The sequence below is a fragment of the Nocardioides turkmenicus genome (genome assembly GCF_011045035.1).
Lineage (GTDB): Bacteria > Actinomycetota > Actinomycetes > Propionibacteriales > Nocardioidaceae > Nocardioides > Nocardioides turkmenicus.
Genome location: NZ_JAALAA010000001.1, coordinates 95,980 through 120,649 on the forward strand (window position 1 = coordinate 95,980; position 24,670 = coordinate 120,649).

Annotated in this window: 21 protein-coding genes; 10 read left to right on the top strand and 11 right to left on the bottom strand. The window is 68.8% G+C overall.

The features are described 5' to 3' along the window. Positions 1-195: 195 nt before the first annotated feature. Both G5C66_RS00520 and G5C66_RS00525 read right to left on the bottom strand, forming a co-directional pair. Entirely contained in the window at positions 196-4,953 is a 4,758-nt protein-coding gene (locus tag G5C66_RS00520; RefSeq protein WP_165108660.1) for a type ISP restriction/modification enzyme, read from the bottom strand. Continuing rightward, complete coding sequence (locus G5C66_RS00525) at positions 4,898-6,406, bottom strand: UDP-N-acetylmuramoyl-tripeptide--D-alanyl-D-alanine ligase (RefSeq protein WP_165108662.1); 1,509 nt, start codon at positions 6,404-6,406, stop codon at positions 4,898-4,900. The genes G5C66_RS00520 and G5C66_RS00525 overlap by 56 nt, the downstream gene beginning before the upstream one ends. Positions 6,407-6,534: 128 nt before the next feature. Here G5C66_RS00525 and G5C66_RS00530 point away from each other — a divergent pair, with 128 nt between their 5' ends. The 3 genes from G5C66_RS00530 to vanX are packed head-to-tail and all read left to right on the top strand — an operon-like array spanning position 6,535 to position 9,231. After that, on the top strand, positions 6,535-7,560 hold the full coding sequence (locus tag G5C66_RS00530; RefSeq protein WP_165108664.1) for a D-isomer specific 2-hydroxyacid dehydrogenase family protein: 1,026 nt from the start codon (positions 6,535-6,537) through the stop codon (positions 7,558-7,560). Positions 7,561-7,564: 4 nt separating this feature from the next. After that, entirely contained in the window at positions 7,565-8,617 is a 1,053-nt protein-coding gene (gene vanA, locus G5C66_RS00535) for a D-alanine--(R)-lactate ligase (protein ID WP_165108666.1), read from the top strand. Next, positions 8,614-9,231 (top strand): D-Ala-D-Ala dipeptidase VanX, encoded by a 618-nt coding sequence (gene vanX, locus G5C66_RS00540; protein ID WP_165108668.1) that lies wholly within the window; start codon positions 8,614-8,616, stop codon positions 9,229-9,231. The genes vanA and vanX overlap by 4 nt, the downstream gene beginning before the upstream one ends. Positions 9,232-9,239: 8 nt before the next feature. On the opposite strand, the gene G5C66_RS00545 is transcribed toward vanX, so the two are convergent. Continuing rightward, complete coding sequence (locus G5C66_RS00545; protein WP_165108670.1) at positions 9,240-10,085, bottom strand: CHAD domain-containing protein; 846 nt, start codon at positions 10,083-10,085, stop codon at positions 9,240-9,242. Between the two features lie 10 nt (positions 10,086-10,095). Continuing rightward, positions 10,096-11,094 carry an ABC transporter permease gene (locus G5C66_RS00550; RefSeq protein WP_165108672.1) on the bottom strand — a complete coding sequence of 333 codons (999 nt, stop codon included), beginning with the start codon at positions 11,092-11,094 and terminating at the stop codon, positions 10,096-10,098. Positions 11,095-11,207: 113 nt separating this feature from the next. Between G5C66_RS00550 and G5C66_RS00555 the strand changes: the two genes are divergently transcribed. Beyond that, entirely contained in the window at positions 11,208-11,822 is a 615-nt protein-coding gene (locus G5C66_RS00555) for a TetR/AcrR family transcriptional regulator (RefSeq protein WP_165108674.1), read from the top strand. Here the strand turns inward: G5C66_RS00555 and G5C66_RS00560 are convergent. The 6 genes from G5C66_RS00560 to G5C66_RS00585 are packed head-to-tail and all read right to left on the bottom strand — an operon-like array spanning position 11,819 to position 17,074. Further along, positions 11,819-12,325, bottom strand: coding sequence for a class III extradiol ring-cleavage dioxygenase family protein (locus G5C66_RS00560; RefSeq protein WP_165108676.1), 507 nt, complete (start codon positions 12,323-12,325; stop codon positions 11,819-11,821). The genes G5C66_RS00555 and G5C66_RS00560 overlap by 4 nt on opposite strands. After that, positions 12,322-13,182 (bottom strand): dihydropteroate synthase, encoded by an 861-nt coding sequence (gene folP / locus G5C66_RS00565; RefSeq protein ID WP_165108678.1) that lies wholly within the window; start codon positions 13,180-13,182, stop codon positions 12,322-12,324. Before folP ends, G5C66_RS00560 begins: the two co-directional genes overlap by 4 nt. Then, on the bottom strand, positions 13,182-14,096 hold the full coding sequence (locus G5C66_RS00570; protein ID WP_241248102.1) for a glucosyl-3-phosphoglycerate synthase: 915 nt from the start codon (positions 14,094-14,096) through the stop codon (positions 13,182-13,184). The genes folP and G5C66_RS00570 overlap by 1 nt, the downstream gene beginning before the upstream one ends. 58 nt (positions 14,097-14,154) lie before the next feature. Continuing rightward, positions 14,155-14,664 (bottom strand): DUF3830 family protein, encoded by a 510-nt coding sequence (locus tag G5C66_RS00575; protein ID WP_165108680.1) that lies wholly within the window; start codon positions 14,662-14,664, stop codon positions 14,155-14,157. After that, the gene (locus G5C66_RS00580) at positions 14,661-16,082 is read right to left on the bottom strand and encodes an amidase (protein ID WP_165108681.1); all 1,422 of its coding nucleotides are present in this window, start codon (positions 16,080-16,082) and stop codon (positions 14,661-14,663) included. The genes G5C66_RS00575 and G5C66_RS00580 overlap by 4 nt, the downstream gene beginning before the upstream one ends. Continuing rightward, positions 16,079-17,074: a D-2-hydroxyacid dehydrogenase gene (locus G5C66_RS00585; RefSeq protein ID WP_241248103.1), complete on the bottom strand. Its 996-nt coding sequence runs from the start codon at positions 17,072-17,074 to the stop codon at positions 16,079-16,081. The genes G5C66_RS00580 and G5C66_RS00585 overlap by 4 nt, the downstream gene beginning before the upstream one ends. 95 nt (positions 17,075-17,169) lie before the next feature. Here G5C66_RS00585 and G5C66_RS00590 point away from each other — a divergent pair, with 95 nt between their 5' ends. From G5C66_RS00590 to G5C66_RS00605, 4 genes are all read left to right on the top strand, one after another. Continuing rightward, the gene (locus G5C66_RS00590) at positions 17,170-17,880 is read left to right on the top strand and encodes a maleate cis-trans isomerase family protein (protein WP_165108683.1); all 711 of its coding nucleotides are present in this window, start codon (positions 17,170-17,172) and stop codon (positions 17,878-17,880) included. Further along, a complete protein-coding gene (locus G5C66_RS00595; RefSeq protein ID WP_165108685.1) occupies positions 17,877-18,596 on the top strand; it encodes a maleate cis-trans isomerase family protein in 720 nt (239 codons plus the stop codon). The genes G5C66_RS00590 and G5C66_RS00595 overlap by 4 nt, the downstream gene beginning before the upstream one ends. Positions 18,597-18,767: 171 nt before the next feature. Then, positions 18,768-20,132 (top strand): MFS transporter, encoded by a 1,365-nt coding sequence (locus G5C66_RS00600; protein ID WP_165108687.1) that lies wholly within the window; start codon positions 18,768-18,770, stop codon positions 20,130-20,132. A gap of 139 nt (positions 20,133-20,271) precedes the next feature. Next, a complete protein-coding gene (locus G5C66_RS00605; RefSeq protein ID WP_165108689.1) occupies positions 20,272-20,928 on the top strand; it encodes an FCD domain-containing protein in 657 nt (218 codons plus the stop codon). 18 nt (positions 20,929-20,946) lie between these two features. Here G5C66_RS00605 and G5C66_RS00610 read toward each other — a convergent pair whose 3' ends face one another. Further along, entirely contained in the window at positions 20,947-22,413 is a 1,467-nt protein-coding gene (locus tag G5C66_RS00610; RefSeq protein WP_165108691.1) for an NAD-dependent succinate-semialdehyde dehydrogenase, read from the bottom strand. A gap of 107 nt (positions 22,414-22,520) precedes the next feature. On the opposite strand from G5C66_RS00610, the gene G5C66_RS00615 reads away from it, so the two are divergent. Together G5C66_RS00615 and G5C66_RS00620 are read left to right on the top strand one after the other, a co-directional pair. Beyond that, positions 22,521-23,774 (top strand): aminotransferase class III-fold pyridoxal phosphate-dependent enzyme, encoded by a 1,254-nt coding sequence (locus G5C66_RS00615; protein WP_165108693.1) that lies wholly within the window; start codon positions 22,521-22,523, stop codon positions 23,772-23,774. Positions 23,775-23,788: 14 nt separating this feature from the next. Continuing rightward, a complete protein-coding gene (locus tag G5C66_RS00620; RefSeq protein ID WP_241248104.1) occupies positions 23,789-24,670 on the top strand; it encodes a GNAT family N-acetyltransferase in 882 nt (293 codons plus the stop codon).

Genomic DNA, 24,670 nt, shown 5'->3' on the forward strand with positions numbered 1-24,670 from the left:
CGCTACCCGGTGATGCGGGTAGGTACATGACTGGCGGGATCGCCTGACGTGTCTGGCCTTCGGCTTGCGTGGAACTGTCCTCCCGAGATTGTGGGGTGCTCTGCTACTCCTACCGCGCTGGCTGCAATCTAAACGACCTCGAACAGTTCTTTACTTTGAGGAGCCGGTTGCCGCCAGCTTCGCTCGACGCGATCCTTACGAGATGACCTCCAGTGGAGGCAGCGAATCGACGATCTTCATCGTCTCGAGGCTGACGGTGACGACCCGCGCAAGCAGGTCGAGGATGTAGCGCGGATCCCCGACCTCGCGGGACCAGTCGTTGGGGTTGTTGACGATGCCGGAGGCCTTGTCGGTCTTGATCCAGTAACGATCGATGATCCACTCGATCGCCGACCGACTCCCGAGCATGTACCGATACGCCTCCTCCGGGACCCCCGACACCGTGATCCGGTCGTTGTACTCGATCGTCGACCGGTCCGCGACCAGCTTCCCGTCCATCCGCACCTTCGCGAAGACCATCTTCTTGTGCTTGACCGCGAAGAAGTCGTACGGATCGCCGACCGCCTCCACGTCGAGCCCTTCGAGCGGGTACGGCTCGACCGACTCATACCCCAGGTGCAGCTCGCTCAGCCTCCGGCCGGCCTCCGCGTAACCGGCGAAGTCTCGCACGAACGGGATCCGCGGCAGCATCTTCTTCAGATCCGCCGCGTACTTCTCGCGGTACTCCGGGCTGTGCAGCAGCCCGTAGACGTAGAAGAAGATGTCGTCCTTCGTGATCGTCTCGGAGGGGTATTTCGCCCGGAACCGTGTCAGCGCTTCGTCGGTGATGTTGTCGATCTTGCGGTACCCGTCGACCACCTCGCCATCGCCGCCGAGGTCGAGCATTCCTGAGTCGTCCACCTGCTCGAAGCGCCAGCGGGGAAAGTACTGGGCAGTGTCGAGCGTGTGCATGTCCGGCAACGTATCGACGGCAAGCGCGCAGAATTCATAGTGCGATGAAACGTCAGTCAGCACGATTCCCGTATTCGGAACCCCTGTGGATGGCAAGAACTCCGTCAGCGAGTACACCTGATCGTTGAACGATCGTTCGAAGTAGGCCCACTGAGCAAAGAACGGCCGGAACGCTGCCCGTCGAAGGCCCGATTCGCGAAGGCGAATCGACCGTCCTCGGCGCACAGACTGCTTGAGGCTGCGACTCCACTTGATCGCGGATTCGTCGCTTGTGAGCCGGGCATCGGGCTCCGCCTTGATCCGGATCCGGTCTGCTTCGTAGGCGGCAAGCATTCGCTCGACGGTGCCGATCACGGCTGCGCGTGACGACCCGTATGCCCACTGAGATCGCGCAGTGTTCAGTCCCTTCGAGTAGCGCTCGAAGACCGAGTCGGCACTCTTCGCGCCGATAGGGAGGTATTCGTCAAGGGAGCCGGACCGCTGGTTGAGCCAATCGCCGTGCTCATTCGGCGAGATGCGAGTGACGGATTCGAGCCCCGTGATCGTCCCGGCGGCCGCGACCTTTGCGAGCTTCTGTTCAGCCGTGAGGTAGTCGCCGATGTCGGTGTAATGAATCGCGGCGGCACCCGTTGCCGTTGGGTTCTTGACGAGCACAGTAATGGCGACTGTGGCTCGGCTGCCTCCACCGAAGACCTTGCCACCCTCCTTGCGTGACTGCTCGCCAGCGGTGCGCTGATTGCCGCGAAGGTTGTAGACGTAGATCGATGAGAACTCGTCGGCAAGAGTCTTGCGCATGCCGTCGGCGGTATTGGAGTCGAGGAAGCCGCCGTTGGTGACGTACGCGATTACACCGCGATCCTGGATCCGCAGGGTCGCCCACTTGATCGCCCGGATGTAGGAGTCATACATCGCCTTGCGGGAGGTCGCCCTCGATCGAGCCACGTAGGTGCGCTCGATCTCGCCATCGAGCGCCGAGTACGCCTCGTTGGCGTTTTCGTCATTCGCCGAACCTTGCCCGACCGAGTACGGCGGGTTGCCGACGATGACGGTGATCGGGAGGCCCTTGACGCGCTGGAGGCGCTCGTTGTTCTCGGCGAAGATCTCGAAGTCCGGGGTGTCGTCGGGCTCCCAGGACTGGAAGGTGTCGCTCAGGACCAGGCCGAGGTACTCCTTGGTCTCGCCGGTGAGTTCCGCGTAGGTCGTCTCGATGTTGACCGTTGCGATGTAGTAGGCGAGCAGGAGGATCTCGGAGGCGTGCAGTTCGGTGGCATACTTGCGGGCGAGGTCGTGGGGTTGGATCAGACCAGACTGGAGCAGGCGGACCATGAAGGTGCCGGTGCCGGTGAAGGGGTCGAGGATGTGGACGCCTTCGTCGGTGAGGCCCTGGCCGAACTCCTGACGGAGCACGTCGTCGGCCGAGCGGAGGATGAAGTCGACGATCTCGACCGGGGTGTAGACGATGCCGAGCTTGTCGACGGTCCGCTTGAACGCGGTGGCGAAGAACTTGTCGTAGAGCTCGATCAGGATCCGCTGCTTGCCCTCCGCGTTGTCTACGCCCGCGACGCGGCGGCGGACGGAGTCGTAAAAGGACTCCAGCGGGGCGTTCTCGGCGGCGAGGGGGTGCTCGTCTAGGCTGGCGAGCATGAGCTCCATGATCCGGGCGACCGGGTTGGTGTCCTTGAAGGAGTAGCCCTCGAAGAGCGCTTCGAAGATCGGCCGCGTGATCAGGTGCTGGGAGAGCATGTCGATCGCATCGGCGTCGGTGATCGACTCGTTGAGCGAGCCACGTAGACCGGCGAGGAAGGCGTCGAACTCCTTGGCCTGGTTCGACTCCTTGTCCGCGAGCAGGCCCTTGATCCGGACGACGTGTTTCTGGGCGATTTCGGTGACGTCCTTGGCCCAAGTGTCCCAGTACTTCCGCTCGCCGACCTTCTGGACGATCCGGGCGTACATCGCGTCGCGGAAGCCCTCGAAGCCGAAGTCGAGGGCCATCTGCTCCGAGCCGGCGCCCTCCTTTCCTCGAAGACTTTCGGCATCCTGACCTGGGGTGACGTTGTCGATCACCATCCGGTCCGAGCGCTTCTTGTTCAACTCGATCTGGTTGATCATGGCGTGGAAGCGATCGTCGTGGGACCGCAGCGCCTGGAGCACTTGCCACACGACCTTGTAACGCTCGTTGTCCTTCAGCGCCACCTCCGGAGTGACGCCGGAGGGGACCACGATCGGGAGCACGATGTAGCCGAGCTCCTTGCCCGGCGCCTTCCGCATCACCCGCCCGACGGACTGGACCACGTCGACCTGGGAGCCGCGCGGGGTGAGGAAGAGAACGGCATCGAGGGCGGGGACATCGACGCCTTCGGAGAGGCACCGTGCGTTGGTCAGGATGCGGCAGGTGTCCTGCGGCGCTTCCTCCTTAAGCCACGTCAGGTGTCCGTTGCGCTCGTGGATACCCATGGTGCCGTCGACATGACGCGCTTCGACCCGCAGCGCTCTCCTGTCTCCTGCCTCGTCCTGGAGCGCACGATCGACGAGGATCGGGAAGCTGTCCGCGGCGAGCTGCGAGGTCGTGATGTCCTTCGCGAACGCGACCGCGGTCTTCATCGGCGTCAGATCCAAGTCGCCGGCCTCGTCCTGCCGGAAGTGCTTCGAGAGGCCGTTCCAGCAGCCGATCAGCTTGGCCGCGTCGTCGAGCTTGATCTCCCCGGACTGGGCCATCGCCTGCTGGAAGTTCTCCGCGACGTACTGCTCATCAACGGCCAGCACCAGGACCTTGTAGTCGGTGAGCAGATCGGCCTCGACCGCATCACCGAAGCCCAGACGGTGCAGTTCGGGGCCGAAGAGGGTCTCGTCGTTCATATCGGCGAGGATCGCCTCGGACTCCTTGGCCTTGCGGCGTACGTCCTCCCCGAACACCCGCGGCGTGGCGGTCATGTAGAGACGCTTCCTGGCCGCGATCGCCTGGTTGTCGTGGATCTTGACGAACGCCGAGTCATCGCCACCGGCGAGGGTCACCCCGGTCGTGCGGTGAGCCTCGTCGCAGATGACCAGATCGAAATCCCCCAGCCCCTTCCTCTGCGCCTCGGCGATCACATCGATCGACTGGTAGGTCGAGAAGACGACCGTCATCCGCTCCTTCGCGTGCCTACCGACATTGAGCCGAGCGGTCAGAGTATCGGCGTCGGTCGTGGCGGGCTCGGTTAGGTCGATCGTCGACATGTCCACGTCGTCTCCGCTGGTCTTGCGGCCGACACGTACGTCGGAACACACCGCCAACGGACGGATCTCGACCTCAGCGTTGGCCATCCACTCACGCAGAGTCTGGGAGAGCAGTTGGATGCTGGGGACGAGGAAGAGAACGGACCGGCCGACACCGGCCAGATGCTCGGCGATCTTCAGGCTGGTGAACGTCTTGCCCGTTCCGCAGGCCATGACGAGCTTGCCGCGATCGTGGGTCTGCAGGCCCTTGAAGACATCTTCCAGAGCGCGCTCCTGGTGCGGCCGTAGCATCTTCTTGCCCGTGGGTACGACGATCTCAGGCGTCTCCCAGCGAAATTGATCCCAGTCGATCGCAGCATCGTCGAGGTAGGCGATGTCCACGCGCTGAACCACTCCCTGCACCTCGGCTTCGACGTTGTGCGACCACCCAGCCGCCGTATCGAAGACGTAGCGCTGCGAGAACCCGAAGTCAGGCCGCATCGAAGCAGCGAGGAACGAGTCGATGTCGCTCTTGGCGACCTTCTTCCCAGCTTCGTAGAACTTGCATTGGATCGCCGAGAAACCCTCGAGGTCCCTGTTCTTCGCGACCAGGTCGACGCCGATGTCCGAGACCCCATGGCGTCCCGGCCACTCCGGCCACAGCCACACGTCAGAGAACCGAGCAGCCCACTCCGGATCCGTCTTCAGGTACGCCTTGATCAGCCGCTCGAACTTGTCACCCTTGTCGCGCTCATCCAGCGCTGTCGCGCGCAGTTCTCCGAGCACCTCGTGAATCGTCACCGACACGCGGGCAATGATCTGGACGATCACGCTCCGCACTGTGCAGAGTCTGGGCCGACTGCCAACAATCGGGGATTTCAGTTGAAAGCGCTGCAGAATCCAGCGAAGTGGTCAGTGCTGCGGCGACCTGGTCGAGGCGGGCTCCGCGTGAGGCCTTGACGAGCACGACGTCACCGGGAGCGAGGTGGCTGCCGAGCCACTCGATCGCGGCGGCGTTGTCGGGTAGGGCGAGTGCCTTGCCACCGGCTCGGTCCGCGCCGTCCGCGATGACGGCGGCGGCTTCGCCGACGGTGATGACGAGGTCGGCGCGGGTGGCAGCGTACGTCCCGATCTCGCGGTGGGCGTCGCGGCTCTCCTCACCGAGCTCGAGCATCTCGCCGAGGACCGCGATGCGGCGCTTGGCGTCGATCGAGGTGAGCGCATCCAGGCCGGCGCGGGTGGACTCGGGGTTGGCGTTGTAGGAGTCGTCGAGGAGGGTCGCGCCGCCGGACAGAGCGCGCAGCTCCATCCGCCACTTCGAGATCGAGGCGGTGTTCAGCGCGGTCGCGGCCTGGTCGAGCGGGACGCCGGCGGCCAGCCCGGCCGCGGCCGCCGCGGCGGCGTTGAGCATCCAGTGGGCGCCGACGAACGGGAGTCTGACCACGGTGGTCTCGCCCTGATGCCCGAGCGTGAAGGTGGGCCGGCCGAGCCGGTCGAGCGAGAGGTCGCGTACGCGGACCCCGGCCCGCTCGCCGGCGCCGAAGGCCAGCACCGGACCGTCGCTGAGGTCGCCCATCGCGAGCACCCGCGGGTCGTCGGCGTGGAGAATGGCCGTGCCGCCCTCTGCCATCCCCTGCACCAGCTCGCTCTTGGCCACGGCGATCGCCTCGCGCGATCCGAACTCGCCGAGGTGGGCTCGGCCGACGTTGGTGACCACGGCGATGTCGGGAGCGACCAGTCCGGTCAGCTCGGCGATGTCGCCGATGTGGCGGGCACCCATCTCCAGGACGAGGAACCTCGTGGTCGCGTCGGCACGCAGCATGGTGAGCGGTACGCCGAGCTCGTTGTTGAACGAGCCGGAGGTTGCGACGGTCGGTGCCGCGGTCGAGAGCACCGCCTCGATCATGTCCTTGGTGCTGGTCTTGCCCTGGGAGCCGGTGACGGCGACCACCGTCAGCTCGTCACGCAGCAGCGCGACCACATGAGCGGCCAGACGCTGCAGCGCGGCCCGGGCGTCGTCGACGACGACGGTCGGCAGTGCCGTCGGGCGCGAGCCGAGCGCAGCGACCGCGCCGGCCTCAGCGGCCTGTGGTGCGTACTCGTGGCCGTCGGTGTGCTCGCCCGCGAAGGCGACGAAGAGGCCGCCCGGGTCGGCTTCGCGGCCATCGATCACGGCGGGCGCGCTGACCGTCACGGAGCCGTCACCGACGACCTTTCCGCCGACCAACGAGGCTATTTCGTCCAGGCTGAGGGGAATCATCCCCTCAGTTTTCGAAATCGCGTGTTGCCACTGCGTATCCGCTAATCGATATGCGGACGATAACTTATCGTCGGCATATCGGAAATTGCATACGGGGCCGCAACTGCTCCTGCGGTTTGCTGGCCGGGATGATCTACCACGAGCCGTCCCTGACCGCGCCTACCGACCCGGCGACGCACACCGTGACCTCTCCGACCACCGGGATCACGGTCTACGGCTGCGCCCCTGATGAGAAGCGCATTTTCGACTCTCTGGCGCCTGCCCACGGGGTCTCGCTGACCATGACGATCGAGCCCGTCACCGAGGACAACGCGGGTCTCGCCCGCGGGAACCGATGCATCAGCGTCAGCCACAAGACGCCGATATCAAACGCGACTCTCCTCGCGCTCCACAAGGTCGGGATCCGATATATCTCGACGCGGAGCATCGGTTTCAACCACATCGATGTCGATTTCGCGGCGAGCATCGGGATAACGGTCGGAAACGTCTCCTATTCAGCCGATTCGGTCGCCGACTACACGTTGATGCTGATGCTCATGGCGGTGCGCCAGGCGAAGGCGACGATCCGGCGCACGGACGCCCACGACTACCGGCCGGGAGCCACCCGGGGCCGGGAGCTGCGCGACCTCACCGTCGGCGTGGTCGGGACCGGGCGGATCGGCGCGGCGGTCATCGACCGGCTGCGGGGCTTCGGGTGCGACGTACTCGCCCACGACGTCCGGCCCCGGCCCGCAGCGGACGGCGTCGAGCACGTCACCCTCGACACCTTGGTCGAGCGCAGCGACATCGTGACCCTCCACGCGCCGCTCACCGGGGAGTCGCACCATCTGCTCGACCGGCGCCGCATCGGCCGGATGCGGCCCGGCGCGTACGTCGTCAACACCGGCCGCGGCGCGCTCATCGAGACCCCGGCACTCGTCGAAGCCCTCGAGGACGAGCGGCTGAGTGGCGCTGCGCTGGACGTCATCGAGGGCGAGGAGGGCATCTTCTACGCCGACCTCCGGGGCCGTGAGGTCCCGAACGGCTGGCTGGCACGGCTCCAGGAGATGCCGAACGTGCTGGTCAGCCCCCATATCGCCTATTTCACCGACCATGCCCTGATGGACACGGTCGAGAACTCCATCGTGAACTGTCGTGAATTCGAAAGCAGGTAGCAGCATGTCCAAGCTCAAGGTCGGCATCATCTTCGGTGGCGTCTTCGAGGAGCACCCCGTCTCGGTGAAGTCAGCACAGGAGGTCGCCAAGCACCTCGATGCCGACAGGTACGAGACCTACTGGATCGGCATCACCAAGAGCGGCGACTGGCGGCTGTGCGACGGTCCGGCGGCGAGCTGGGAGGACGGCGCGCACCGCCCGGTCGTGCTCTCCCCCGACCGCAGCGTTCACGGGCTGCTCGTCCTGGCGGACGGACACTACGAGACGATCCGGCTCGACGTCGTGCTCCCGGTCCTGCACGGCAAGCTCGGCGAGGACGGCGCGACCCAGGGCCTCCTCGAGCTCTCCGGGATCCCGTACGTCGGCTGCGACGTGCAGAGCTCGGCGCTGTGCATGGACAAGTCGCTGGCCTACACGGTCGTCGCCGATGCGGGTATCCGGACCCCGACGTTCTGGACGCTGTTCCCCGGCGACACTGTGCAGACTGTTGGCGACCCCGGCGTACTCCCCTACCCGGTCTTCGTGAAGCCGGCCCGATCCGGGTCGTCGTTCGGGGTCAGCAAGGTGACCTCGGCCGCGGAGCTGGACGAGGCGGTGGCGACCGCGCGGCAGTACGACGACAAGGTGCTCATCGAGGAGGGCGTCGTGGCCGAGGAGATCGGCTGCGCGATCCTCGGCAACGGTTCCGACCTGATCACCGGCGAGGTCGACCACGTCGCGCTCTCGCACGGCTTCTTCAAGATCCACCAGGAGGACGCCCCCGAGACCGGCTCGGAGAACGCGACCTTCATCGTGCCGGCCGACATCCCGGCCGAGGCGCGGGAGCTGGTCAAGGCCGAGGCGCAGCGGGTCTACCGCGCACTGGGCTGCCGCGGCCTGGCGCGGGTCGACATGTTCCTGAAGGCCGACGGCACCGTCGTGCTCAACGAGGTCAACACGCTGCCCGGGCTGACCTCCTACAGCCGCTACCCGCGGATGATGGCGGCCGCGGGGATCTCGATGACCGAGTTCCTCGACCGTGCCGTCGCCCTTGCACTGGAGGAGACGGCGCGATGAGGGAAGGCTTCGTCTTCGTCGACGAGCTGGTGCCGGGCATCCGCTGGGACAGCAAGTACGCCACCTGGGACAACTTCACCGGCAAGCCGGTCGACGGCTACCTGGTGAACCGGATCGTCGGCACCCGCGAGCTGTGCGCCGCGCTCGCCCAGGCGCGGGACAAGGCCGCCGCACTCGGCTTCGGGATCCTGCTGTGGGACGGCTACCGCCCCCAGCGCGCGGTCGACGCGTTCCTGCGCTGGGCGGAGGAGCCGCTCGACGCGCAGGACGAGGAGCGCAAGCGCATCCACTACCCGGCGATCACCCGTCAGGAGATGTTCGAGAAGGGGTACGTCGCCACCCGGTCCGGCCACAGCCGCGGCAGCACCGTCGACCTGACCCTGTTCTCCCTGGCCACGCGTGCGCTGCTGGACATGGGCGGTGGCCACGACCTGATGGACGAGGTCTCCCACCACAGCGCCGCCGGCGTCTCGGAGGCTGCGGCCCGCAACCGGGCCCACCTGTGCTCGGTGATGGAGTCGTGCGGGTTCAGCCGCTACGACAACGAGTGGTGGCACTACTCGCTGGTCGAGGAGCCCTACCCGGACACCTACTTCGACTTTCCGGTCGGATAGGCCGTCGGCTAACCCAGCCAGCCGTGGACCTTCGAGCGGTTCGCCTTCTTCCAGACGGGGGCGAACCGCTCTTCGGCGTCGATGGCAGCTGCCTCTTCGGCCGCGAGGAAGTCGAGGAGGACGTCGTCGGGGGCCGGGATCTCCACGATCGCCCGGATCATGACCACCGAGTCGTTGAGATCGCCGAGGGCCGACTGAACCGACTTGGTGGCGTCGGCGAGGCGCTCGGCGTCCTTGCCGAAGACCTCGCGCAGCGACTCGGCGGCATAGCGGGTGCGCTTGGCCTTCTTGCGCGCCTCGTGGAGCTGCCGGCGCCGCTCCGCAGGACTTTCGGCGCGCTCGGCGGCCTCGACCGCGGCCGCCAGACGTCGCCAGCTCTTGCGGACCCGCTTGCGTAGCGCCTTCTTGCCCGGCGCACCGTCTGCCCAGGGAAGACCGTCGCTGGCGGCGAGGCCTGCGACCAGTGCGCGGTAGCGCTCGCCGTCCAGCTCCGGCAGCAGCCGGGCGCGCCCCGTGGCCTGACGCTCGGCGAGCGAGGCCCGGAGCGCGTCGACACCCGACGGTCCCGGACCGTGCTCGGCAGCCCAGCGGCGCAGTCGTTTGCGGAGCACCTCGGCGTCGCGTACGTCTCCGAGGAGGTCGGCCAGCCACTTCAGCTCGTCGCGGAGCGGCTCGGCGCGGTCGGTGTCGAGCAGAGGACGATAGGTCGCCAGGGCGCTGCGCATGCGGCGTACGGTCACGCGCATCTGGTGGACCGAGTCCTCCTCATCACGCAGCACGAGCCGGCCCCAGCGGTGGAGCGCGGCCACCTGCTCGCGCCACCACTCGCCGACCGGCTCGTGCGGATGAGTCATCCCTCTATTTCTACCGCGCCACGGCGTCGAGGTCACGCTGCTCGGTCCGCTGGGCGCTCTCGCCTGCGGCGCTGCCCTTCTCGCGGTGCGGCAGCACGGTGAGCAGCAGGCCCACGCCGGCCCAGCAGGCGAGCACGATCAGCGGCGTGGTGGTCCCGGCGCCGTCGAAGAACGCCAGGCCGCGAAGCGCCGAGCCGGTCGCCCCCGGAGGCAGGAGCTGGCCGAGCCAGCCGAACGGGATCATCTCCGGTGCCGAGGAGATGCCGGAGAGCGGGTTGCCCACGAGCATGACCAGCAGCGCCATGATCCCGACGCCGGCCATGCCGATGAAGTGGCGCAGACCGACGATGGGCAGCGCGACCGCCAGGATGCCGAGCGCCACGACACCCGCGTTGACGAGGTAGTCGCCCTCGAGGGCGCCGAGCCAGCCCTGGATCACTCCGGTCATCGCCAGACCACCTCCGATCGCGATCAGGAACGCGGCGGCCACACGGTCGCGGGTGCGCTTGAGCGCCAGCGAGGTGATCGCGCCGGCCATGATCCCGCCGAGCGCGAGGGGTAGGGCGGCGGTGCCGAAGACGAGTCCGCGCGGGTCGTCCTCGGGCGCCGCGACGACATCGGTCACCGTCGGAGCGGTGCCGGTCTCGGCGCCCATCGCGGTCGCCATCGCGGTGAGCTGCTGGGCGACGTTGGCGCTGGCGGCCGTCGCGGTCAGCACCTCCTGGCCCTGGGGGCCGACGACGATCGCCCCGTACGCCTCGCGGTCCTCGATCGCCTCGACCGCCTCGTCGCGGTCGGCGACCGCGGTCACGTCGAAGGCGTCCTCCCCCGCGTTGGCGGCGAGCTGCGTCTCGATCTGGTCGACCGCCTCGGCCGGACCGGCAACGGCCAACGGCAGCGCACGCGGCTCCATCTCGCTGGAAGGCCAGGCGAACGCGGTGATGAGCAGGGTGAGCAGGGTGACCAGACCGAGGCTGACCCCGATCACGGCTTTCGCTGACGTGGACATGACGACTCCTTCGTAAAAAAACGAATGTTCATTCTCTTTGAGGGACACTCTCCTCCACCCCGCCGGATTTATCAAGAATGAATGTTCGTTTTCTTTTGAGGTATGCTGCCGCCATGCCGAAGATCAGCGAGGAGCACCGGGCCGAGAAGCGCCAGCAGATCATCGCGGCGACGCTGCGCTGCGTCGCGCGCGACGGCTTCCACAAGACGACGATGGCCGCGGTGATCAACGAGTCCGGCCTGTCAGCGGGCTCCGTCTACACCTACTTCCGCGGCAAGAACGACATCATCCGCGCGATCGCCGAGTCCGGCCTGACGACGATCGCCGAGGCCATCACCCGCTTCACGCCCTCCCACGGGTCCGAGGTCGCCGCTCCCCCGCCGGAGGTGGCGATCGAGGCCGCGACCCAGCACCTCCTCGACCTCTCCGAGGAGCTCGACGTCGACCTGCCCAAGATCGCGCTACAGACCTGGGCCGAGGCGGCGCGCGACCCGGAGGTCCGTGACCTGATGGCGCCCGAGGCCAGGCGCATCCGCGACGCCTGGCGCACCTACGCCGAGGCGGCGATCGACGCCGGCCGGTTCCGCAAGGACGCCGACCCCGAGCGCATCGCGATGGTCCTCACCGGCCTGTTGCCCGGCTTCATCCTGCAGCGGCTCATGCTCGGCGACGTCACACCGAAGATCTACGCGGCCGGCCTCACCGACCTGCTCGCCCAGCCCGACTAGGCCGAAGGCACCGCCCAGCGGGCGACCCAGTAGCGCACCCCGTACGGATCGTCGTCGTAGTCGACCGCCACCGTCTCGACGTCGCGCAGCAGCCCGGCGGCCTCGACGATCGCGCGGACGTCGGCCCACAGCTCCGCGGCCAGATCCTGGTCGAGTGCGCCCAGCGCTTCGGGGTCAGGGGTGGTCAGGGCCTTGCCGAGCAGGTCGTCGAACTCGGCGGCCCTCGGGTCGAGGTGGCCCGGCGCCTTCTCGCTGCGACGGGCCGAGCCGTTGCCGACGATGAGGTACGCCGCCTCGCGGCTGGTCACCGGAGCCGTGCCGACCTCGGCCAGCAGGGCGGCGGCGACCCGGGCGCCCTGGGCACCGGCGATGACGCGTACGTCCTCGCCCAGCCAGGCCACCGCGGCCAGACAGGCGGAGCGGAGCTCGTCGACGGGGTCGTCGATCGAGGCGTACTCCGGCAGCAGGGCCAGACATCCCGGAACCAGCGCCACGCGGGTCACTGCAGCCCCCTGATCGCTCGGGCCGGACGGCGGCGTCCGGCGATCGTCCAGACCATGTCGACGGTCTGCCGGGTCTCGGTGACCTGGTGGACCCGGTAGATGCGGGCACCGGCCATCGCGCAGACCGACGTCGCGGCCAGAGTGCCGAGGAGCCGCTCCCCGACCGGCAGATCGAGCGTCTCCCCGACGAAGTCCTTGTTGGACAGCGAGACCAGCACCGGCCAGCCGGTCGCGACCATCTCCCCCAGCCGGCGGGTGATCTCCAGGGAGTGGAAGGTGTTCTTCCCGAAATCGTGGGCCGGGTCGATCACGATCGACTCCTTGGCGACACCGGCGTCGAGGGCGCGCTGAGCGTAGGCGACGGTGTCGTCGACCGCCGAGCGCACCACGTCGTCGTACTCGATCCGGTAGGGGCGCGTCCGCGGCGTCACACCGCCGGTGTGGGTGCACACGATCGCGGCGCCATGAGCAGCGGCGACGTCGACGAGCTCGGGGTCGGCACCGCCCCAGGCGTCGTTGATCAGATCGGCGCCGGCGGCGCACACCGCGTCGCCCACCTCGGCACGCCAGGTGTCGACCGAGATGACCAGCGTCGGGAACTCCTCCCGCACCCGGGCGACGAAGTCGACCACGCGGGACTTCTCCTCGGCAGCGTCGATCTCGGCCCCAGGGGCGGCCTTGATCCCGCCGATGTCGACGATCTCGGCGCCTTGGGAGGCCACCAGGCGTACGCGCTCGAAGGCCGCATCCTCGGCCCAGGTCGCTCCCTTGTCGAAGAACGAGTCGGGCGTGCGGTTGACGATCGCCATCATCAGCGCTTCGTCATCACCGAATTCGTGTCGTCCGAGGCGCAGCATCAGGCGACCATACCGCCCTCGCCGTCACTCAGTGGGGGACGCTCCAAGAGACTGACACTCCGGTCGAGCACCTTGGTGGAGCCGTCGATCGGGATGTACTGCCGCATCTCGACGTCGTCGCCCGCCGGACCGGTGCCGAGGCGCCGCGACATCATGCCCACGATCTGGGTCGCCATCAGGCCGAGGTCGAAGAGGTCCTGGTGGCTGTGGTCGCGCTGACCGAGGTCGACCTGGGCGATCGCGTCCATCCCCCGCATGTCCAGGGTGTCGACGAGCGCGGCCAGCTCCACGCCGTATCCGGTCGGGACCCGCAGCCGCTCGAACAGCGAGCGCCGGATCGACCACTCCCCCGCGAGCGGCTGGATCAGGTCCCGCAGCGGGCGGCGGTGGAGCGCCAGCAGCGGGCGCGCGACCAGCTCGGTGACCCGGCCGCCGTCGAGACCGTGCTCGCCCGGGCGCCGGTAGAAGCCCTTGACCAGCTCGATCGTCGGATTGTTGACAAGAGGGCCGACCAGACCGCGTACGAAATGTGTGTCCCACTCGGTCAGGTCGGCGTCCATGAAGACGATGAGCTCGCCGGTGGTCACGAACTGCGACTTCCACATCGCCTCGCCCTTGCCGGGATAGGACCCCAGATCGGGCCGGATCGCGGCCGAGGCGTAGACATCGGCGCCGGCGTCGGAGGCGATCCGCGCGGTGTCGTCGGAGGAGTCGGAGTCGATGACGACAAGCTCGTCGACCAGGTCGGAGGTCTCCATCAGGCTGGTGCGCAACGTGGTGACCAGGTCGCCCACGGTCGCGGCCTCGTTGCGTGCCGGAACCACCAGGCTGACCCGCTGCCCCTGCTTGGCCTCGACGAGCTCGGCCAGCGACCAGTCGTCCCAGTGATGGGTGTTGCACTCCAACCAAGACATGCCCAAACCCTATCGACGGAAACCCAGACGTCCGTCCGATACCCAATCCGTCCGGTTCCTAGCCGTCCTCGTGGGAGCGCGCGAAGGTGAGGATTTCATCGGTGGCGCCGCTCATCCAGACGTCCTGGCAGGCCTTCGCCATCTCCTCGAGGCCGTCGACGACCGTGCCGAAGACGTTGCCCGGGACCCATCCCTGATCGCCGTTGATGAGCAGGTTGTTGCGGCCGTAGAAGAGGGCGAGGTCGACGATCTCGGCCATCGTGCCCGGCCCGCGGTCCTCCGGGTAGCCGTAGGACGGGTTGCCGAGGTCGTCGGAGGAGAACGCGAAGTAGCACAGGTCGCCGGGGATCGGGGTGACCGTGGTGTTCTCCTTGCCCGGCTCCTTCGCGGCGAAGGCAGGGACCAGGTGGTAGATCTCGTTGCGCGCGTACTTGCCGTGGAAGACCTGGCCGCTGAGCGGCAGCGCGTCCCACACGGCGCCCGCGGTCCGTGGCGCCTCTTCGTCGAGCAGGCGGGCGAGGCAGGACACGCCGCGGCGCTCCAGGGTGACGGTGATGTAGCGGCTCATCGGGCTCCTCGAGGATTGTCGACAGGTCGGACGAACAGCTCACCGCTCGCCCGTTCGTAGGCCCGTGCCGCTCGCAGCACCCGGGCGTCGTCGTGGCGAGCGCCGACGATCTGGAGGCCGACGGGCAGACCCGCGTCCGTGATGCCGCACGGCACGCTCGCCGCCGGCTGCTGGGTCATGTTGAACGGGTAGGTGTAGGGAGTCCAGCTCGGCCACCACACCGAGGGCCATCCTTCCGGCGCCTGCAGGCCGCGCTCGAAGGCGGTGATCGGCATGGTCGGGGTGACCAGAAGGTCGTACGTCTCGTGGAACCGCCCCATCAGCCGCCCGAGATCCATCCGGACCGCGGTGGCGTCCAGGTAGTCGGCGGCGGAGCCGCGACCCTTCGTCTCGATGCCCTCACGCAGCAGCGGGTCGATCCGGTCGATCGCGCCCGGCGGGTAGGCGTCGATGACCTTCGCCGCGCCGCAGAACCAGAGCACCTCGAACGCCTCGACCGGGTCTGCGAAGCCGGGGTCGATCTCGTCGACGCGGGCGCCCTCGGACTCCAGCACGCCGACTGCCGCGCGGACGAGCCGTTCGACCTCGCGGTCGTTCTTCGCGTACCCGAGCGTGGGCGAGAACCCGATCCGCATCCCCTCGATGCCGTCGTCGAGCGCCGCCAGGAATGAGGTCTGCGGCGTGGGCACGGCCGACCAGTCGCGGGAGTCGAAGCCGGCGATCACGTCGAGGAGGGCCGCGGCGTCGGTCACGGTCCGGGTCATCGGGCCGGCGTGGGAGAGGGTGCCGAACGGGCTGGCGGGATAAAGGGGCACCAGGCCGTAGGTCGGCTTGATCGTCACGGTGCCGGTGAAGGAGGCCGGGATCCGGACCGAGCCGCCACCGTCGGTGCCGAGCGCCCACGGGCCCATGCCGAGGCCGACCGCTGCGGCGGCTCCGCCGCTGGAGCCGCCCGACGTCAGGCCCGGGTCCCACGGGTTGCCGGTGGAGCCGTGGCGGAGCGAGTCGGTGACGCCCTTCCAGGCGAACTCCGGCGTGGTCGTCTTCCCGATGATGACGGCGCCGGCTTCGCGGAGCCGCGCGACCGCGGGTGCGTCCTCCGGCCACGGTCCGGCCTCGTCGATGAGCCAGGTGCCGCGGATCGTCGGCAATCCTGCTGTCCACAAGATGTCCTTGACCGAGGTCGGTATCCCGTCGGCGCCGCCGAGCGGTCGCCTCGCGCGCCACCGCTCGGTGGACGCGGTCGCCTGCGCCAGCGCCCCGTCGGGATCGACGCGGACGAACCCATTCACCGCGGGGTCGTGCTCCGCGATCGTGTCGAGCACCGACCGGGTCGCGTCCAGCGGGGTGAAGGCTCCCGAGCGGTAGCCGTCGACGAGCTCGGCGGCGGTCAGGGCGCTGAGATCGATCTCGGTCATGTCCGCTCGGTCTCCGCCGGCACGACGAAGCCGCGCTGCTTGTCGACAATGTTCACCAACGGCTCGCCGTTCAGCCAGCGCCGGGCGTTGTCGATGAACTGGCGCGCCAGCGCCTCGCGCCAGCCCTCGTAGTCGCCGGACATGTGCGCCGAGACCGCGACCCCGGGCATCGTCCACAGCGGGCTCTCGTGCGGAAGCGGCTCGACCTCGAAGACGTCGAGGGAGGCCGCCTCGAGCGGGCCGTCCCGGAGCGCCGAGACGAGCGCGTCCTCGTCGACGATCTGGCCGCGCCCGACATTGACCAGGTGGCTGCCCTGCTTCATCGCCGCGAGCACGTCCTTGCTGATCAGGCCCCGGGTCTCGGCGGTCAGCGGGGCCGTGACGACGACATGGTCGGCCCAGGCGACGTGGGCGGCCAGGTCGGCGCTCGCGATGATCTCCCCGAAGTCGGGGTCGGAGCTGCGGGCGGTGCGGCCGGCGCCGCGTACGTCCATCCCGGCCGCGCGCAGCAGCCGCGCCGTCTCGCGGCCGATCGCTCCGGTGCCGACCACGAGCGCGGTCTCGGTGCTGATCAGCCGGGTCTCGCGACGGTGCCACCTCCTGGCGGCCTGCAGGTCGTGGCTGCGGTGGATGTCCTTGGCGACGGCCAGGATCGAGCCGAGCACGAACTCCGCCATCGCACGGTCGAAGATGCCGCGGGCGTTGGTCACGGTGACGTCGGAGTCGACCAGCTCGGGGAAGAGCAGCTTGTCGACGCCCGCGGCGGCGACGTGGATCCAGCGCAACGAGTCGGCACTCGGCCAGGCGTCGCGAACGGCCTCGGAGAAGTAGTCCCACAGCAGCAGCGCCTCGGCTCCTCGGAGCGCGTCGGCGAGACCCTCGGCATCGGTGTAGGTGACCTCGGCGTCGGCCTCGATGCTCTCCATCCCGGCCGGTCTGCCGCCGTCCGGCGGGCAGAGGATCGTGATCGCGGGGCGCCGGGCCAGCTCCAAGAGAATCCTCCGTCGCACTCGACACACGTCCGCAACAGTCCGAGACTACGCTAGGAGGGCAGATTGCAGATTGTCAACAATCCTAGGGAGGGGCCATGTCCCCGACGGTACGCATCGCGGTGGTCGTTCCCCATGACATGGTGCTCGACCACGAGCTGTGGCGGTGGGCCCCGCCGGACACCGGCCTGCTCTTCACCCGGACGCCCTACACCGACCGCGCGGTCACCCTCGAGATGGCCGAGGAGATCAGCGAGACCGCGCTCCTCGAGCAGGCCGTCCGCGACCTGTCGGCGGCCGAGCCGCACGTCTACGTCTATGCCTGCACCTCGGGCAGCTTCGTCCACGGCCGGCGCGGCGAGCGCCGACTGGCCGCGGCGATGCGCCGGGCGGGTGGCGCCCCGGCGATCACCACGTCGGGCGCCGTGCTCGAGTCGCTCTCCGCTCTCGGTGTCACCCGGGTCGCCGTCGCCACGCCCTACGACGCCACGCTCGCCGCCCGGTTCAGCAGCTTCCTGGCGGAGGCCGGGGTCAGCGTGGTGAGCACGGGCGACCTCGGCCTGAGCCACCACATCTGGGAGGTTCCCGACGAGACCACGCTTCGGCTGGTCCGGGCCGCCGACACCGACCAGGCCGAGGCTGTCGTCGTCTCGTGCACCAACCTGGCGACGTACGACATCATCGGCCGGCTCGAGGCCGAGCTCGGGAAGCCCGTGATCTCCGCCAACCGGGCGACCATGTGGGCCGCGCTCCGGATGGTCGGGCGCACCCCGCCGACCGCCCACAACCTGATGGGGCACGCCTCATGACCCGCCCACCGGTCGTCGGACTGCTCTACCCGGGTTACGCGGCCGAGGACGACTTCCCCACCCTCGAGAACGCGCTCGGAGGCGAGATCTGGCTGCCGCTGGTCCACACCTCGATGGGCCGCGACGAGCACACCGTCGAGGCGCTTCTCGACACCGGCTCCGCGGCCAGGCTCGCCGCCGGCGCGGATGAGATCGCGGTCCACTCCCCCGATGCGGTGATCTGGGCGTGTACGTCGGGGAGCTTCGTCTACGGCCGCGACGGCGCCGCCGCCCAGGCTGCCGCGATCAGCGAGCGTCTCGGCGTCCCGGCCTCGTCGACCTCGATCGCGTTCGTCGAGGCGGCCCGCGCACTCGGGCTCGGGAAGGTGGCCGTCGCCGCGTCCTACCCAGAGGACCTTGCCGGACACTTCCGGGCTTTTCTCGCAGCTGGAGGGATCGAGGTGGTCTCGTTCGGGGCCAGCGGGATCTTCACAGCCGTCGACGTGGGCCGTCTCGGCGCGGACGAGGTCATCGAGATGACCGTGACGGTCGACGTTCCCGAGGCCCAGGCCGTCCTCGTCCCCGACACCGCGATGCACACGCTGACCTGCATCGATGCTTTGGAGAACGCCCTCGGCAAACCCGTCCTGACGGCCAACCAGGTGACCGTCTGGGAGGGTTTGCGACTCGCCCGGGCGACCCGCCCCCTTCCCGGGCTCGGAACCCTCTTCAGGTAGCGTCGCGGCTTTCCATAAGCGTTCCGAACAGTCTGCGCCACCACCGGCGCGATCTAGCCAGAGCCCATGGACAGCGCTAACGTGGAAAGAATTGTTGACAAACCTACTGTCGACACTGTGGGTCAAAACTGCGGTCCCCAGCCATCAATCACACCGAATAGGTGAGAAGAAATGTCAGGAACCCCAACCATCCCCTCCAACGAGGCACAACCCGACAAGTCGAAGCTGCGCAGAGCGATCACCGGCTCAGCGGTCGGCAATGCGACAGAGTGGTTCGACTACGGCGCCTTCGCTTACGTGGCCACCGAGATCACCGAGAACTTCTTCCCGGAGATGGGCTTCGCCGGCACTGCGCTGACGTTCGCGATCTCGTTCATCCTGCGACCACTCGGCGGCCTCTTCTGGGGTCCGCTCGGCGACCGCATCGGACGCCAACGCGTCCTCGCGATGACGATCATCTTGATGGCCGGCGCCACCTTCCTGGTCGGTTGCCTGCCCACGTACGACTCGATCGGCGTCTGGGCCGTGGTGCTCCTCGTGGTGCTCCGCGTGATCCAGGGATTCTCGACCGGCGGCGAGTACGGCGGAGCGGCGACGTACATGGCCGAGTGCGCTCCGGACAAGAAGCGCGGGTTCTACGGCAGCTTCCTGGAGTTCGGCACCATCGTCGGCTTCACCGCCGCCATCGCGGTGGTCTTCACCACCGAGTCGATCATCGGCGACGCAGCGATGACCGAGTGGGGCTGGCGTATCCCGTTCCTCATCGGTGGCCCGATCGGCCTGATCGGCCTCTACATCCGGACGCGGCTCGAGGAGACTCCGGTCTTCCAGGAGCTCGAGTCGGAGGACGCTGTCGAGGGTGGCGCCGGGGCCGCACTGAAGGACCTGTTCGCGTTGTTCTGGAAGCCGATCCTCACGCTCATCGGTCTGGTCGCGGCGCTCAACATCGCCAACTACACCCTGCTGGCCTACATGGCGACCTACCTCCAGGAGGAGGCGGGCTTCAGCAGCTCCGACGCCGACCTGCTGGTGATCTTCGGCCAGGTCGCCATGCTGATCTTCCTGCCGATGGCCGGAGCCCTCTCCGACAAGGTCGGCCGAAAGCCGATGTGGGGAGGCTCCTTCATCGGGCTGATCGTGCTGTCGGTCCCGATGTTCCTGCTGATCGGACAGGGCTTCTGGCCTGCTGTGCTCGGGTTCACCGTGCTGGGCATCGTCTACGTCGCCCAGCTGGCGACCATCTCGGCGACCTTCCCGGCGATGTTCCCCTCGCAGGTGCGCTACGGCGGCATGGCGATCGGCTACAACATCTCCACCGCCGCCTTCGGCGGCACGGCGCTGTACGTCAACAACGCTCTGATCGGCGCCACCGGTGACGTGCTGATGCCGGCCTACTACATGATCGCCGGGTCCGTGGTCGGCCTGATCGCACTGTTCTTCGTCGTCGAGACGGCGGGCAAGTCGATTCGCGGCACCGAGATCCCGGGCACGCCGGAGTCCGAGGCCGAGCTGGCCGAGCTGGACAAGACGGCCTGACCGGAGGCTGCGAACGAGCGGGCCGGGTGCGTGAGACGCGCCCGGCCCGCTCGCCCACATGCAATGATTGTCAACAATCCACCTCTTTCTCGGTAGCCCATCGGAGACCACGTTGACAGTGACATCGAGCTTCGAACCCGTGCACAGAGAGTCGACGGCCTCGGTCATCGCTCGCCAGCTGCGTACGGCGATCATGGAGCGCACCCTCCAGCCCGGAGCGCAGCTGAGCGAGACCGCGCTCTCGGCCCAGTTCGGCGTCAGCCGCGGCCCGTTGCGTGAGGCGATGCAGCGCCTGGTCCAGGAGGGCCTGCTCCGCAGCGAGCCCAACCGAGGGCTCTTCGTGATCGAGCTCGACGAGGCCGACATCCGAGACGTCTACGTCGCCCGAGCGGCCGTCGAGGGAGCCGCCGCCACGATGATCGCCAAGGCGCGGGTCCCCGCGGCGCTGCGCGAGCTCCGCGCCGCCTGCGAGGCGATGACCAAGTCCCTCGAGCTGGGTGACCCGGCGGCGCTGAGCGACGCCGACTTCCACTTCCACGACGTGCTGGTGCAGTGCTCCGGCAGCCGGCGCCTGGCCCGGATGCACCAGACCCTGATCGTCGAGACGCGGATGTGCCTGACCGCACTCGAGGGCACCTACCAGCAGCCGCTCGAGCTGGTCGAGGAGCACAACCAGATCGTCGACGCCATCGAGGCCGGCGACGTGAAGCTGACCCTCAAGCGCGTCGAGCAGCACATGGATGAGGCGCTGCGGCGCCTCATCCACGCCGAGGACAACGACGAGGGATACGTCTAGACCCGGATCAGGTCCGGGTCACATCGCGATCCCGACGTACTTGGTCTCGAGGAACTCCTCGATCCCGGTACGCCCGCCCTCCCGCCCCCGCCCGGAGGCCTTGACGCCGCCGAAGGGCGCGGCGGGGTTGGAGACCACACCCTGGTTGAGCCCGACCATCCCGGACTCGAGCGCCTCGGCGACCCGCAGCCCGCGGCGCAGGTCGTTGGTGAAGACGTAGTTCACCAGGCCGTACTCGGTGTCGTTGACCTCCGCGACCACCTCGTCCTCGGTGTCGAACGGGGTCAGCGGAGCGACCGGGCCGAAGATCTCCTCGCTGCCCATCCGAGCCGAGACGGGTACGTCGGTGAGCACGGTCGGCGGGTAGAAGTAGCCCGGTCCGTCGGGGGCCGTGCCGCCGGTCAGCACTCGCGCGCCGCCGGCCACGGCGTCGTCCACGAGGGTCTGCACCTTCTCCCTGGCCGTCTCGTCGATGAGCGGCCCGACACGTACGCCCTCCTCGACCCCGCGGCCGACGGGCAGCTCGGACATCGCCTTGGCGAGCCGCTCGCCGAACTCGCCGATGATCGAGCGCTGCACGAAGAGCCGGTTGGCGGCCGTGCACGCCTCCCCCGTGTTGCGCATCTTCGCGGCCAGCGCGCCCGCCACCGCCTCATCGATGTCGGCGTCCTCGAAGACGACGAAGCCGGCGTTGCCGCCGAGCTCCATGGAGGTACGCAGCACCTTCTCCGCGCTCTGCTCGAGCAGCACCCGCCCGACGGCGGTGGAGCCGGTGAAGGAGAGCTTGCGGATCACCCCGGAGCGCAGCAGCGGCTCGGTCAGCTCGCCCGGCCGGCTCGTCGGCAGCACGTTGACGACCCCGTCGGGGACGCCCGCCTCGCGCAGGATCTCCCCCAGCGCCAGCATCGAGAGCGGCGTCTGGGCGGCAGGCTTGATGATGCTGGTGCAGCCGGCCGCGATCGCCGGGCCGAGCTTGCGGGTGCCCATCGCCATCGGGAAGTTCCACGGCGTGATCAGCAGCGCCGGGCCGACCGGCTGCTTCGTGATCAGGAAGCGGGCGCCGCCGGCCGGAGCGGTCTGGTAGCCACCCTCGATCCGCACCGCCTCCTCGGCGAAGTGGCGGAAGAACTCCGCGGCGTACGCGATCTCGCCCTTCGCCTCGGCCAGCGGCTTGCCCATCTCGAGCGTCATCAGCAGCGCGAGGTCGTCGATGCGCTCGTGCAGGAGGTCGAAGGCGGCCATGAGCATGTCCGCCCGAGCCCGCGGGGCGGTGGCGGCGAACTCCTTCTGCGCGCCCGCGGCGGCGTCGAGCGCACGCTGCCCGTCGTCGGGGGTCGCGTCGGCGACCGCGCAGAGCACCTCGGCCGTCGACGGGTCGACCACGTCGAAGGTGCCGCCGTCGCCGGCATCCCCCCACTGACCTGCGACGAGAAGTCCCTTCGGGACCGCTGCCACCACCCGTGCCTCGTTCGGTTCTCCGCCCATCCCGCATCAGCCTCCCAGGTCAGCATCCGGCCGTCCGGCTGACAGCCAGCCAACGCTCGCCTAGTGTAGTAGCGGGTCAGATTGTCAACAATCGACAGGAGTCCACGGTGGCCAAGCTCTCCCCCATCCTCAAGCAGGCGACCCCGGTCGTGGCGGCGCGCGGCGAAGGCGTCCAGCTCTTCGACGAGGACGGCCGCCGCTATCTCGACTTCACCGCCGGCATCGGCGTGACCAGCACGGGACACAGTCATCCGAAGGTCGTCGAGGCGACCCAGCGCCAGATCGCGAACCTGGTCCACGGGCAGTACACGACGGTCAAGCACCGCCCTCTCCTCGACCTCGTGGACCGTCTCGGCCCCGTCCTCCCCGACGGCCTGGACAGCCTCTTCTTCGCCAACTCCGGCTCCGAGGCCGCCGAGGCCGCGATCCGCTTGGCCCGCCATGCGACCGGCCGCCCCAACATCGTCGTCTTCCACGGCGGCTTCCACGGTCGCACCGTCGCGGCCGCCTCGATGACCACCTCGGGCACCAAGTTCCGCGCCGGCTTCAGCCCGCTGATGGCCGGCGTCGTGGTCTCGCCGTTCCCCGACGCGCCCCACTTCGGCTGGCCGCAGGAGCAGGCGACCGAGTTCGCGCTGCGCCAGCTCGACTACACGCTGCAGACCCAGAGCGCCCCGGCCGACACCGCCGCGTTCCTGGTCGAGCCGGTCCTTGGCGAGGGCGGCTACGTGCCGGCCGACCGCGCCTTCCTCGACGGCCTGCGCGAGCGCGCCGACAGACACGGCATCCTGCTCATCATCGACGAGGTCCAGACCGGCTTCGGCCGCACCGGCGAGTTCTGGGGACACGACCACTTCGGCTCCCGTCCCGACATCATCATGACTGCGAAGGGTCTCGCCTCCGGCTTCCCGCTGTCGGCGATCGCGGCGAGCGAGGAGCTGATGTCGAAGGCCTGGCCGGGTTCGCAGGGCGGCACCTACGGTGCCAACGCCGTCGCCTGCGCGGCAGCCCTGGCGACCCTCGACGTCATCGAGGAGGAGGGCCTGGTGAAGAACGCCGCCGAGCGCGGCGCCGAGCTGCGCTCCGCCCTGGAGCAGGTCGCGGGCAAGCACGAGGCCATCACCGACGTACGCGGCCTCGGGCTGATGCTCGGCAACGAGTTCCGCACGCCCGACGGCGAGCCGGACGGCGCCACCGCCGCCGCGGTGCAGCAGGAGGCGGCGAAGCGTGGCCTGCTGCTGCTCACCTGCGGCGCGTGGGGCCAGGTGGTGCGGTTCATCCCGGCCCTGGTCGTCGACTCGGCCGAGGTCGAGGAGGCTGCCGGCCTCTGGGCCCAGTCCGTCGACGCCGTCCTCGGCTGACCGGCCCCGACCCGATGACCGACGACCTCGAGCGGCTGCTCCGCTGGGAGCAGGCCGGTGCGACCTGGGAGGCGATCTGGCCGCGTGCCGGCGAGGTCACCATCGTGCTGTGCACCTGCGACAGCGGCGAGGAGGTCGACCGCTACACCTCGGCAGCGCCCGACCTCCCGACTACGTGCGGGACCCGAGCCGCGCCGAGCGGTGATAACCGGTTGCCCACACCGTCGGCCCCTCTCGATGATGGCCCGATGACGCTGATCGACGTGTGGCCGCTGTTCGGCCTGGTGATCCGAACCCCGCGCCTGGAGCTGCGGCTGCCGACCGACGACGAGCTCACCCGTCTCGCTCAGGTCGCCGCGGACGGCGTGCACGAGCCGACCGAGCGGCCGTTCCTGACGCCGTGGGCCGAGCAGCCTCCGTTGGATCGTGCCCGCCACGTGCTGCGCAGTGCCTGGTCGAGCCGGGGCGAGTGGCAGCCCGGCGACTGGAGCCTGGGGCTGACCGTCTTCGTCGAGGCGGACCCGATCGGCATGGTGTGGGTCTCGGCCACCGAATTCGCCGAGCGGCGCGAGGTGAGCACCGCCTCCTGGCTCGGCCTGCCCCATCACCGCCGCGGCTTCGGCACCGAGGCCCGCCTCGGCGCACTCACCCTCGCCTTCGACCACCTCGGCGCCGCCTACGCCACCTCCGAGGCCTTTCCCGACAACGCCGCGTCGGTCGGGGTGTCCACCAAGCTCGGCTACGAGCCCGACGGCATCTCCCGCGACGTACGCGACGGGGAGGTGCTGGTCTCCCACCGCCTCCGGCTCGGCCGGGAACGGTGGGAGCGCAACGACCGCAGCGGCATCGAGGTCAGCGGCGTCGAGCCGTGCCTGAGCTGGTTCGGCGTCGCCTAG

What these genes read in the sequence shown, in the direction of transcription:
- G5C66_RS00525 (WP_165108662.1), bottom strand. Translation starts at nt 6,406, where the DNA reads ATGATTCCCCTCAGCCTGGACGAAATAGCCTCGTTGGTCGGCGGAAAG.
- G5C66_RS00530 (WP_165108664.1), top strand. Translation starts at nt 6,535, where the DNA reads ATGATCTACCACGAGCCGTCCCTGACCGCGCCTACCGACCCGGCGACG.
- vanA (WP_165108666.1), top strand. Translation starts at nt 7,565, where the DNA reads ATGTCCAAGCTCAAGGTCGGCATCATCTTCGGTGGCGTCTTCGAGGAG.
- vanX (WP_165108668.1), top strand. Translation starts at nt 8,614, where the DNA reads ATGAGGGAAGGCTTCGTCTTCGTCGACGAGCTGGTGCCGGGCATCCGC.
- G5C66_RS00545 (WP_165108670.1), bottom strand. Translation starts at nt 10,085, where the DNA reads ATGACTCATCCGCACGAGCCGGTCGGCGAGTGGTGGCGCGAGCAGGTG.
- G5C66_RS00550 (WP_165108672.1), bottom strand. Translation starts at nt 11,094, where the DNA reads ATGTCCACGTCAGCGAAAGCCGTGATCGGGGTCAGCCTCGGTCTGGTC.
- G5C66_RS00555 (WP_165108674.1), top strand. Translation starts at nt 11,208, where the DNA reads ATGCCGAAGATCAGCGAGGAGCACCGGGCCGAGAAGCGCCAGCAGATC.
- folP (WP_165108678.1), bottom strand. Translation starts at nt 13,182, where the DNA reads ATGCTGCGCCTCGGACGACACGAATTCGGTGATGACGAAGCGCTGATG.
- G5C66_RS00570 (WP_241248102.1), bottom strand. Translation starts at nt 14,096, where the DNA reads ATGTCTTGGTTGGAGTGCAACACCCATCACTGGGACGACTGGTCGCTG.
- G5C66_RS00575 (WP_165108680.1), bottom strand. Translation starts at nt 14,664, where the DNA reads ATGAGCCGCTACATCACCGTCACCCTGGAGCGCCGCGGCGTGTCCTGC.
- G5C66_RS00580 (WP_165108681.1), bottom strand. Translation starts at nt 16,082, where the DNA reads ATGACCGAGATCGATCTCAGCGCCCTGACCGCCGCCGAGCTCGTCGAC.
- G5C66_RS00590 (WP_165108683.1), top strand. Translation starts at nt 17,170, where the DNA reads ATGTCCCCGACGGTACGCATCGCGGTGGTCGTTCCCCATGACATGGTG.
- G5C66_RS00595 (WP_165108685.1), top strand. Translation starts at nt 17,877, where the DNA reads ATGACCCGCCCACCGGTCGTCGGACTGCTCTACCCGGGTTACGCGGCC.
- G5C66_RS00600 (WP_165108687.1), top strand. Translation starts at nt 18,768, where the DNA reads ATGTCAGGAACCCCAACCATCCCCTCCAACGAGGCACAACCCGACAAG.
- G5C66_RS00610 (WP_165108691.1), bottom strand. Translation starts at nt 22,413, where the DNA reads ATGGGCGGAGAACCGAACGAGGCACGGGTGGTGGCAGCGGTCCCGAAG.
- G5C66_RS00620 (WP_241248104.1), top strand. Translation starts at nt 23,789, where the DNA reads ATGACCGACGACCTCGAGCGGCTGCTCCGCTGGGAGCAGGCCGGTGCG.